Annotated in this window: 10 protein-coding genes; 1 reads left to right on the forward strand and 9 read right to left on the reverse strand. The window is 66.3% G+C overall.

From position 1 onward, the window contains the following. Positions 1-66 precede the first annotated feature (66 nt). Positions 67-291, reverse strand: a complete 225-nt coding sequence (locus AA0Z93_RS11335; protein ID WP_413048852.1) for a DUF3820 family protein — start codon at positions 289-291, stop codon at positions 67-69. A gap of 194 nt (positions 292-485) precedes the next feature. Here AA0Z93_RS11335 and AA0Z93_RS11340 point away from each other — a divergent pair, with 194 nt between their 5' ends. Then, a complete protein-coding gene (locus AA0Z93_RS11340) occupies positions 486-962 on the forward strand; it encodes a PA2169 family four-helix-bundle protein (protein WP_413048851.1) in 477 nt (158 codons plus the stop codon). Here AA0Z93_RS11340 and AA0Z93_RS11345 read toward each other — a convergent pair. From AA0Z93_RS11345 to AA0Z93_RS11380, 8 genes are all read right to left on the reverse strand, one after another. Beyond that, positions 959-2,458: a diguanylate cyclase gene (locus tag AA0Z93_RS11345; protein WP_413048850.1), complete on the reverse strand. Its 1,500-nt coding sequence runs from the start codon at positions 2,456-2,458 to the stop codon at positions 959-961. The genes AA0Z93_RS11340 and AA0Z93_RS11345 overlap by 4 nt on opposite strands. A 315-nt stretch (positions 2,459-2,773) precedes the next feature. Beyond that, the gene (locus AA0Z93_RS11350; protein ID WP_413048849.1) at positions 2,774-2,986 is read right to left on the reverse strand and encodes a hypothetical protein; all 213 of its coding nucleotides are present in this window, start codon (positions 2,984-2,986) and stop codon (positions 2,774-2,776) included. Positions 2,987-3,245: 259 nt separating this feature from the next. After that, positions 3,246-3,980 carry a YkgJ family cysteine cluster protein gene (locus AA0Z93_RS11355; protein WP_413048848.1) on the reverse strand — a complete coding sequence of 245 codons (735 nt, stop codon included), beginning with the start codon at positions 3,978-3,980 and terminating at the stop codon, positions 3,246-3,248. Further along, the gene (locus AA0Z93_RS11360) at positions 3,977-4,288 is read right to left on the reverse strand and encodes a hypothetical protein (protein ID WP_413048847.1); all 312 of its coding nucleotides are present in this window, start codon (positions 4,286-4,288) and stop codon (positions 3,977-3,979) included. Before AA0Z93_RS11360 ends, AA0Z93_RS11355 begins: the two co-directional genes overlap by 4 nt. Before the next feature lie 104 nt (positions 4,289-4,392). Continuing rightward, positions 4,393-5,292, reverse strand: a complete 900-nt coding sequence (locus AA0Z93_RS11365; RefSeq protein WP_413048846.1) for a chemotaxis protein — start codon at positions 5,290-5,292, stop codon at positions 4,393-4,395. 195 nt (positions 5,293-5,487) lie between these two features. Continuing rightward, positions 5,488-6,672 carry an HlyD family type I secretion periplasmic adaptor subunit gene (locus tag AA0Z93_RS11370; protein ID WP_413048845.1) on the reverse strand — a complete coding sequence of 395 codons (1,185 nt, stop codon included), beginning with the start codon at positions 6,670-6,672 and terminating at the stop codon, positions 5,488-5,490. 88 nt (positions 6,673-6,760) lie between these two features. Then, positions 6,761-8,845: a type I secretion system permease/ATPase gene (locus AA0Z93_RS11375; RefSeq protein ID WP_413398590.1), complete on the reverse strand. Its 2,085-nt coding sequence runs from the start codon at positions 8,843-8,845 to the stop codon at positions 6,761-6,763. A gap of 302 nt (positions 8,846-9,147) precedes the next feature. Further along, positions 9,148-10,521, reverse strand: coding sequence for a TolC family outer membrane protein (locus AA0Z93_RS11380; protein WP_413048843.1), 1,374 nt, complete (start codon positions 10,519-10,521; stop codon positions 9,148-9,150). Between the last annotated feature and the right edge of the window lie 178 nt (positions 10,522-10,699).

Genomic DNA, 10,699 nt, shown 5'->3' on the forward strand with positions numbered 1-10,699 from the left:
GCGCCCGCGGCTAGCGGGCATTGGCAAGGTTGACCGACAGGGGCGCTGAGGCGCCCCTGTCGCATTTCAGCGGCGCGCTGGAGCGCTGCGCAAGGGCTTGAGCAGGTCGATCAGGCCGTTGTGGTCGATCTCGTGCATCAACGCCAGCAGGCCGCCCAGCTCGCCAGGCGGAAAGCCTTTGCGGGCGAACCAGGCCAGGTAGTCGCCCGGCAGGTCGGCGAGCAGGCGGCCTTGGTATTTGCCGAACGGCATGCTGCGGGTCACCAGCAGCTTCAGGGTGTCAGGGTTCATGCGGGCCACCGGATACGAATGAGTCGCGACCCTACTGCAAACTGCACGACCGGCCAAGGCCGATCATGCAGAACGCGACGCATGGCGTTCTGCCTTTACTTCCTAAGCTATTGATTTATAAGAAATTAACTTTTAATCAAATCTGGCACGAAGGCTGCTCTCATCTATTCACTAACCATCAAGGAGTTTGAGTCATGAGCGATACCAACAAAGATGTGATCGATGTCCTCAACGACCTGATCGAGTACAGCAAAGATGGCGAGAAAGGGTTCAAAAAGTCGGCCGAAGACGTGAAAAACCCTCGTCTGAAAGAATTCCTCACTGCTCGCGCTGCAGGCTGCGCTCAGGCCGTAACCGAGCTGCAAGCCGAAGTCACTCACTTGGGCGGCAAAGCAGAAGATTCCACCAGCTTCACCGGCGACCTGCACCGCGCTTGGATCGACCTGAAGACCACGTTCACCAGCCACGATGACGAGGCTGTCATGAACGAGACCGAACGCGGCCAGGACTACGCGCTGAAGGCGTACCGCGAAGCCCGCGAGAAGTTGACCAAACTGAACGTCCCAGCCGCAGCCAACAGCCTGGTACTGGTCCAGAAGCAGCTGGACGGCGTACAGAAAAATCATGACGAAGTAAAAGCACTGCGCGACCAGGTCCGCGCGCAGTCCTAAGACTGCGCTTGCTCCACCCGGTTGCGGCCATTGGCCTTGGCCCGGTAGAGCGCCTCGTCAGCCAAACCCAGCACGGTCGTCAGATCGCGCTGGGTTTTTTGCATGCGTACGGCAATGCCGATGCTGACCGTGATCGCCACGCTGCCATCGCCGAATGCCGGTAGCTCCTCGACCGCCGCTCTGATCCGTTCGGCGATCAGCCGCGCGCCCGAGGCATCGGTTTCCGGCAGCACGACTTGGAATTCTTCGCCGCCATAGCGCGCCGCCAAGTCGGCCGGGCGGCGGACGCACCGGCGCAGTGCCAGCGCCACTTCGCGCAGGGCATGATCGCCACCGGCGTGGCCGTGACGCTGGTTGAACGCCTTGAAGTGGTCGATATCCACCATCAGTATCGCCAGTGGCTTGCCGCTGCGCTGGGCGCGCGACCATTCGAGCTTGAGCACTTCGTCGAGGCGACGACGGTTGGGCAAGCCGGTGAGGCTGTCGGTGGCCGCCAGTTCGGCGAGGCTGTGCTCGGCGCGCTGGCGGCGGCGCAGTTCCCGGCCGAGCAGGACGCTCAACCAGAGGATGCCCACACACAGCACGCCGGTGGCAGCGCCCACCAGCCAGGCTGTGTGTCGCCAGGAGTGCAACACTTCGTCGGCCGAATGCACCACCAACACGATCAACGGCAGGTTCGCCACTTTGGCGAAGGTGTAGATGCGCTGTGCGCCGCCACGGGCGACCGAGGCGGCGGTGAAGCTCCCGTTCTGCTCGGCCAGAATGCGTTGGAAGTTCGCCCGTTTCAGGTAGTTGCCACCCACCTGCGGATCGGTGTCTAGCACCGGTTGGCGCGCCAGCAGTTGGCCGTCGGTGCTGAGCAGGTTGACACTGCTTTGCTTGCCAATGTCCAGGCGCTGGAACAGCGCGTCGAAGTACGCAAGCGGTAGTGCGCCCAGCGTGACTCCCATGAAAGCGCCGCTCGAAGAAGAAATGCGCCGGCTGAAGTTGAGGCACCAGCCCAGTTCGTCCAGTTGGCGCTGTGAGGGCGAAGTCAGCACCAGGCCCAGGCCCGGATGCGCGCGATGCGCCTGGAAGGCTGCGGTGTTGGCGAAGTCGGTCAGCAGGGGCACCTTGCCGGACGATCGTCCCTGCACCTGGCCCTGTGCGTCCAGCCACAGCAGCTCGCCTTGCCCAGGCGTGGTGATGGCCTGACGGAAGAGGATCTGCCGACGCAGGTCGGGCGCCAGGCTCGACAGCTGCGGATGCCGCACACCCCACATGAGCCCGCGCAAGGATTGGTCGTACAGCTCGGCGTTGCGCAGCACATCGTTTTCGATCAACTGCACGATGTTGTTCGACGCCCGCACCGCCGAGCGCTCGACGCTGTCGCGCTCGCGCAGCAGCAGGTAGCCGACGATCGAAACGATGGCGAACACGGCCAGGCAGGTGCCCAGGGTCAGTGCCTGTTCGGGGCGGGATTTGAATAGCGCGAGCAGCGGCGCAGGCGTGGGCACGTCGAGCTCCCTGAGCAAGAACGTCGTGAACGGGGCGCCATTCTAGGCAGCGGCACCTTCTGCCTCAAGCCTGTGACCATGGGCTTTCACGGCCAGGCGGGCTTTGCAGGCGGCGGGCGGCCTGCGTTCGGAGTCGATCCGCGCTGGGCGGACGGACTATTGGATGCCATCGGTGTGTCATAGGTGGACGCACTGAGATGGGGGATCGGCGTGCGCCGAGCGATCCAGCACGGCCGAACCGGTGCCCCGATCTGCCGTGCTTTACAAGGAACTATTGCGAAGGGCGTAACAAGCTATGAAGGTTTTGCTGCGCGATCAGCTATCGGCCTGATCGCTGCTCGCCGTTTTCGCAGCGGTTCGCTCGCTGCTGTCGCTGTGGTCGCCCTGTTGCGCGAATTGCGCTTGGGCCTGCTCGGCCAGCGCCTGGTTGCGCGCCGCGAAAGCGGGGGATTCTTCGGCCTGCGCCAGGGGCGACAGCACCAATGCCGAAAGGATGAACGCGCTGGCAATACCCATGCTGTTGGACATTTCGAACTACCTTCTTGCTGAGCAAGTGCTATGTGGATGGCGTTACGGTAGTCCTGGCGCTAAGCAGGAAAAAGCGTCAGGCGCAATAAGCACCTTTACCAATTGGGTAAGAATAAGGCGTTGGTATCTGCTCGAAAAATCTGTCTTTCCGGTCAGAACCTGCATGCCAGAGCGGCTGCTGCGCCGCGCGCCAGGTTCGCCGAAACGATGCCTTGCCCGCGCAGGGGTATGTCGGCATCCGGCGTCGCCCGATCAGCGGTCAGAATCCGATGAAGGTGTAGTACTCAGGCGTCTGTGCAGTGACCTGCAGCCCATAGGTGCCGACAGCTTCGGCCAGATTGGGCTGCTCCACGTGCACCTGCCAGGGTTCGGGGCTGCCGCTCAGGGGATGGTCCAGCGCTTGCGCGAAGGCGGTCATATCCGGCAGCCAGGCGGTGAAGCCGTTGCCTTTGAGTGCGCTGATGGTCATCCCCAAGCGTTCGCAGACCGCCACCTTCGCTGCGATGTCGTCGCGGTCGGCCTGGCGCGACGCTTCGATCAGCGCGCGCAGCGCCGGGTCCGCCGCCACTTGACCGTGGATCAGCACCGGCCCTCGTTCCCAGGCTTCCTGGGGACAGTCCTTGGCTTCTGGGCGCAGCGGAATGTGCGGGTTGATTTCCATGGGGTAGATGCGGCAGACCAGCGGGCGCGCTTCGTAGATGGTGCACAGGTCGGCCGTGTCGAGGTGCATGCAGCGGCCTGGGTTGAAGGCCGCGAAGGTGACCGCCACCTGGACCTCGCCGGTGCCGCACGGCACGCCCAGGGAGCGGCGCAAGGCATGCTCGCGCTGCTCGACCGGCATGCCCGGACCGTCGGTGACGAAGCCTTCGATCAGCACGATGACCTGCCCGCCGGCCTGCGCCCACTGCCGCGCTTCGTTCAAGGTCAACGGCACGTGGTGGCCGGTGCAGCATTTGCCGCAGCCGGTGCAGGCGAAGCGCAAGGCCGTGCTCATGACTTGCCGATGACCCACTCGCTGACGAAGGCTTTCTGCACGCGCCGATCGTACAGGCACAGCTCGGTGCCGAGCTTGCCTTTCAGGGCCTTCTGCGGATAGACGCCTTCGATGAGCAGGGCGCTGTAGCCGACCTGGTCGTCGAACTCGGCGGGCTTGCCCAGCACGTGGACGTCCTTGAGCTGGCTCGCCGCCAGGCAGGACTTGAGCAGCGCCTGGCGGTAGTCGTTCCAGGCCTGGCTGCTCGACGCATGGGCGGCGCCGCTGGCCAGGGCGCAAGTGATCAGGATTGAGCAGAAGAACTTCATATGCGATACCGGCACTTTCATCTGAAGACGCTGGATTATGCCCGACTGAGGTCAGGCATCAACCCTGAGGCTGTGTCTTCATCTGTACGCTGGCGGCGTATCGCTCACGGCTCGCCGAACACCACCGCGCGCGCCGCCACCAGCAGGCAGTCGGTCAGTTCCGGCGAGGAGAACTTGGTGAGAATGGCGTTGGCCCCGGCCAGGCGCGCCTTCTCGCTGCTCATGGCACTGTCGAGCGAGGTGTGCAGCAGCACGTACAGGTGCTTGAAGTCCGGCGTTTCGCGCAGGGTCCGGGTGAAGGCGTAACCGTCCATCTCGGACATTTCGATGTCAGAGACCACGATGTTGATCTCGCTGGCCGTACCTTGCAGCTCCAGCAGCACTTCGATGGCGTCTTTCGCGCTGCGTGCCGTGCGGCAGTCGATGCCCAGGTTGCGCAGGGTGTGGATCGACTGCTGCAACGCGACCTGGCTGTCGTCGACCACCAGGATGTTGGCGGCGGCCAGCAGGCTGGCGGCATCTTCGTCCAGGCCATTGCTGGGCGCCATCTGGGGCGGCGGGGCGATGCCGTGGATCACTTTCTCGATGTCCAGCACCTGCACCAAGGCGTCGTCGACACGTGCGACGCCGGTGATGAACGAACGGTTGCCCGAACCGAACGGCGGCGGTTTGATGTCGGTGGTGCGGCAATGCACGATGCGCACCACGGCCTGCACGTGCAGGCCCTGCCGCGAGCGGCTGATCTCGGTGACGATCAGGCAACCGCCGTTGGGGTCTTCCAGCGGCCGCTCGCCGATGGCCCGCGACAGGTCGATCACCGACAGCGGGTTGCCGCGCAGGGTGGCCACGCCTTTGACGTGCGGGTGGGCTTCGGGCAAGCGGGTCAGCGCCGGGCAGGGAATGATTTCGCTGACCTTGAGCAGGTTGATCGCCATCAGCTTGCCGCTGCGCAGTGTGAAGAGCAGCAGCGACAGCGAGTCTGCGCGGGCGTTTTGGGTAGCCATGGGGCGAGCTTGCACTCAATGAGGGAGGATGCCGGGTTATCGGCTTGAACGCGCGGGGCTTTAGCCCGTACTGGCAAGCCGCCTGGGTCGGGGCGGCGCTGCCGCCCATCGCGACTGAAGTCGCTCCTACAGGGGCGTTGCCACCCATTGCGACTGATCGGAGCGCCGACCCAATGGCTACGACACCGCCCCGAGTCACCGCTCCCGCAACGCCTCCCGCGCCCGGTTCATCGGCTTGATCAGGTACTCCAGAATGGTCTTCTGCCCCGTGCGGATGTCCACCGTCGCGACCATCCCCGGCGTGATCGCGAACTGTTTGCCGGCTTTGTTCTCCAGGCTGTCGCGCTGGGTGCGGATGAACACGCGGTAGTAGTAGATCTCCGGTTTGACCTCGTCTTGCAGGGTGTCGGGCGAGATGCCCACCACGTGGCCGTCGAGGCTGCCATACACCGAATAGTCGTAGGCACTGATCTTCACCTTGGCCGCCTGCTCGGGGTGGATGAAGGCGATGTCGCGGGGCGAGATGCGGGTTTCGATCAGCAGGCGCTCGTCCATCGGCACGATCTTCATCACCTGTCCGCCAGGCTGCACCACGCCGCCCAGGGTATTGACCTCGATGTCCTTGACGATGCCGCGCACCGGCGAGCGCAACGTCAGGCGGGTCAGCGAGTCGGTACGGCCGCGGATCACCGCCTTGAGGCTGTCGGCTTCGGCGCTGGCCTTGGCCAGTTCTTCGCGGGCCCGCACCAGGTAATCGGAGCGCGCTTCGGTGGCCTTGAGTTCGAGTTCCGAGCGCTGGCGGTTCAGGCGGATCACCTCGACCCGGCTGGAAGCGCCGAGCTTGGCCAGGTTCTCGGTGATCTGCAGCTCGCTGCGCACCAAACGCAACGAATCCTGGATGCCGGCCAGGGTCTGTTCCAGACCGCGGCGGCGGGTCTGGTACAGCGCGGTTTCGGCTTCGGTCAGCTCGGTCCAGTCCTTGAGGCTGGCAGGGAAGGTCAGCGGTTTGCCGCTGACTTCGGCGCGCAGCCGAGCCACGCTGGCCAGCGCAGCGCGGTACTTGGCCTCGCTTTCGCCGACGGTGGATTCGGTCTTGGTCGGATCGAGCTGGGCCAACACCTGGTCGCGCTGCACCATGTCGCCTTCGGCGACGTTCATCTGCGCGACGATGCCGCCTTCGAACGACTGGATCACCTGTTCACGGGAGCTGGGGATGACTTTGCCGGTGCCGGTGGACACCTCGACGATCTCGAACCAGGCCGCCCAGGCCACGAACGCGGCGAGCATCAGGGCGCAGACCGTGATCACGCGCCCAGCGCGCAGTACCGCGTGGTCGTCCTGGCCGTCCAGGTAGGAAGCGGGTAACGACGGTTGGCTCATGCTTGGCCTCCTTGGCCTGGCGCTGTCGGTAGGGCGGCGAGCGGGCCATGTCGGCGCTCGCCACAGGCAACGAATGAAAACGAACGGCTCATGCCTGGCCTCCCTGGCTCAGCCGCGCCAGCGCGGCGTCGCGCTGGTCGTCGATGACGATGCGCCCGCCGTCGAGCACCAGCACCCGGTCGACCCGTTGCAGCACGCTCATGCGGTGGGTGGCGATGACCAGGGTGCGGCCCTGGCAGAAGCGCTCGAGGTTGTCCAGCAACGCGCGCTCGGTGACATCGTCCAGCGCGGCGGTGGGCTCGTCGAGCAGCAGCACCTGGGGCTGGCGCAGCAGCAGGCGCGACAGCACCAGGGCCTGGCGCTGGCCGCCGGACAGCCCCAGGCCGCCCTCCAGAATCAGGTGGTCGAGGCCCTTGGGCAGTTGCCGCACGAAGGCCAGGGCGCCGCTGGCTGCCAGCGCCGCGACCAGTTCCTGGTCGCTGGCCTGGCCGCTGCCCAGGGTCAGGTTTTCCCGCAGGGTGCCGTGGAACAGGCGTGCGTGTTGCGCCAGCAGGCCAACGTCGCGACGCAGGTCGGCCGGGTCCAGGTGGGCCAGGGCGATACCATCGAGGGTGACTTCGCCCTGCGCCAGGTCCATGGCGCCGCCGAGGGCTTGCAGCAGGGTGGACTTGCCGGCGCCGTTGCGCCCCAGCACGGCGATACGCTCGCCGGGGGCGATGCTCAGCTGGCCGATGCTCAGTGCCGGTGTGGCCTCCGGGCTGTAGCGGAACACCGCTTGGCGCAGCCGGTACTCGCCATGGATCGCCGGCAGGTGCACGCGGGCTTCGCCTTCCGGATGGTCGACCGGGCTCTGCATCAGTTTGTCGATGCCTTCCAGGGCTACCTTGGCCTGCTGCCAGCGGGTCAGCACGTGGGTCAGTTGCGCCATCGGCGCCATCATGCGCGAGGCCAGCATCGAGGCCGCCACCAGGCTGCCGGTGGTGAGGTCGCCGGCGATCACCATCGGCGCGCCGACCACCACCACCACGGCGAACACCGCGCCCTGGATGTTCTGCGTCCAGGTCACCAGGCCGTTGGTCAGGGTACGCAGGCGCAGGCTGTTGTGCGCGCAGGCGGCGTTGTACTGGTTCCATTGCCGCTCGAAGCGCGCTTCGGCTTGCAGGGCCTTGATCTCGTCCAGGCCCTGGATGCTTTCCACCAGCATGGCGTTGCGCAGCCCCGACTCGCGCATCGAGGCGTTGGCCAGACGCGCCAGACGGCGTTGGGCGAGGATGCCGGGCAGAATCATCAGCACCAGCGCCGCCAGCGGAATGATCACCAGCACGCCGCCGATCAGCCAGAAGACGAACAGGAACAGCAGGAAGAACGGCAGGTCGGCCAGCGCCGTTGCAGTGCTGGAGGTGATCAGGTCGCGGATCTGCTCCAGCTCGCGCAACTGCGAAATGAACGAGCCGGTGGACTTGGGCCGCACCGAATTGCGCAAGCGCAGCGCATGGCCGTAGACCAGGTCGGAAATGCGCAGGTCGGCGCGCTTGCCCAGCAGATCGGTGACCTTCAGGCGCAGCAGGCGCATGGTCAGGTCGAACACCAGCGCCAGCACCACGCCGCCGAACAGCACGTACAGCGTGGGCAAGGATTCCGCCGGAATCACCCGGTCGTACACCTGCATGGAGAACAGCACCCCGGCCAGGGCCAGCACGTTGGCCACCAGGGAGGCGAGCATCACCTGGCCATAAGGGCGCAGGTCGCGCAGCACGATGCGCGCGAACCAGTGGCGGTCGTAGGGCGCGGTGTAGTCGTCGGTGCGCACGTCGCGCAACGGGCGGGCCGGGCGCAGCAGGGCGACGCGGGCGATGCGGCCCTGCAACTGGTCGCGGTGCAGACGGCTGGCCAGGCCCTGGTCGCCGGCGAAGACCACGGCCAGGTGGTCGTCTTCGGTCACCGCCTCGACCACCGCCAGCTGGCCGTCGTCCAGCTCCAACACCAAGGGCGCGCGCCATTGCCGCAGGTCCTTGGCGTCGAAGCGCACGAAGCGCAGGGTCAACCCGGCCTGGCGCGCCATGTGCCGGAGGATCTCGTCCAAGGGCCGCGCGTCTTCGGCGGCGGCCAGGCGGATACGCTGCGGCGACACGTCGAGGCGGTAGTGCCGGGCCACCTGTAGCATGCTTTCCAGCCAAGGGCCGAGGTCCGGGCGCTGGGCGGGGTCGCCGGCCGTAGGTCCGCCAGCGCCAGATCCACCCGCAGCGGATTGACCGGGGCCAGGTCTTCCTACGTCGGGTTGACGGCTGTCCAGTGGACCGGCGGCGGTTCGACTGGCGTTGGGTCTTCCTGCGGCGGGTTGACCGGCAGCGGGTCCGTCAGCGCCGGTTTTATCCGCGCCAGAACCACCAAGACCAAGTCCGTGCGCACCGGCGCCCGTATCGGCAGCGGCGGCAGAGGTGGCAGCGCCCGGTTTGCTCAGGTTGACGGCATCGTTCATGGCAGGATCTCCACCCCTTGCAGGCGCTGGCCTTCGAGGCCCAGCACCGGGCGCAGCGCGCCGTTGTTGTATAGGCAGTCGACGTTCAGGCGTAGCAGGTCGGAACGAGTGGCGGCCATGTCGAAGCGCGATTGGTAGATTTCCTGCTCGGCGTTGAGCAGGTCGAGCAGGGGCCGGGTGCCGAGCTCCAGGTACTGCCGGCCGTAGAGCATGCGCGCTTCCTGGATGCTGTCCTGGCGCAGTTCCAGCGAGCGCAGCCGGCGGCCCAGGCCCGAAGTCTGCGCCTGGGCTTCGGCCAAGCCGCGGCGCGCTTGCAGGCGCGCCGCGTCTTCGGCCGAATCGGCGGCGCTCAGCGCGTGGCCGGCGGCACGGGCACGGGCGCTGGTGGCACCGCCTTGGTAGATCGGCACCTCGACATTGAGATAGATGCCGGCCTGGGTGCGGTCCAGGTTGCGGTTGTCGCGGTTGTAGTCGTTGTCCAGATAGTGGTTGACCTGCGGTTGCAGCGACAGGGTCGGATACGCCTCGGCCTTGGCCTGGGCCAGTTCGGCCTGGGATTGCGTGCGCTGGGCCAGGGCCATCAGCACGGCCGGCAGACGGTCGTCGCCGGCCAACGGGCGTTGGCAGGCCTGGCCCAGTTCAGTCGGTGCATCGTCGCTCAGCGGTGGAGGCGAACTGCGCCCCAGCAGGGTGGCCAGTGCCGCCCGCCAGCGCTGGTACTGCGCTTGGTACTCCTCGAACACGGCCTGCGCGGCCTCGGCCCGTGACTGCGCCTGGACCACGTCCGAGCGCGTGCTGGCACCCATGTCGCTGCGCTGGCGGGCCAGGCCGACGATTTCGCCCACGCCTTGGATCTGCGCACGGGCGATGTCCATCAGGCGCGCGTAGCGCTGGGTCTCGATCCAGGCATAGGCGGTGTCGCGCGCCAGCTCGTCGATCACCAAGAGGATGTTGGCCTGGGCGCGGGCGGCCGCCGCATTGGCTGCATCGACGGCGTAGTCGACCTTGCCGAAGTCGTAGAGCATCTGCTTGAGCGAGAGGTTGAGCGCCTGGCTGCTGCGGTCGCCGCCGTAGCCGGAGTCGAAACCGGTGCGCACGCCCCCGGAAATCTGCGGGTAATAACCGGAGCGGGCGACGTTGATGCCCTCGCCCTGGCGATAGAGATCGCCGATGGCCTCGGCGATGCGCGGGTGCCACTGCACCGCCTGCAACGCGGCCTCGGCCAGGCCCAGGCGGTCCTGGCCATCTGCCGCCTGGCCGGTCGGCGGGCGCGCCGGCACGGCTTGGGGGCTGTCGCGAATCGAGGAGGGGCTGATCTGGCGCAAGGCCGGATCGATATCGTCGTCGGCCAAGGCGGCCGGTTGCAGCATCAATGCCAGAAGCCCGAAGGCACCTGGCAACAACGGAGACAGCGAACAGCCTGACTTCACATCATTCCCTTAATACCGTGTCATCCATGACTGCCGGACACAGGCCCGACGCGCTTGCAGGTGTCGCCATCGTTTCGGAAAAGGACCGGTGTGCCGCGCCGGCCAAATCGAGCGCGGG

It is taken from the genome of Pseudomonas phoenicis, from assembly GCF_047302395.1.
Taxonomy (GTDB): Bacteria; Pseudomonadota; Gammaproteobacteria; order Pseudomonadales; family Pseudomonadaceae; genus Aquipseudomonas.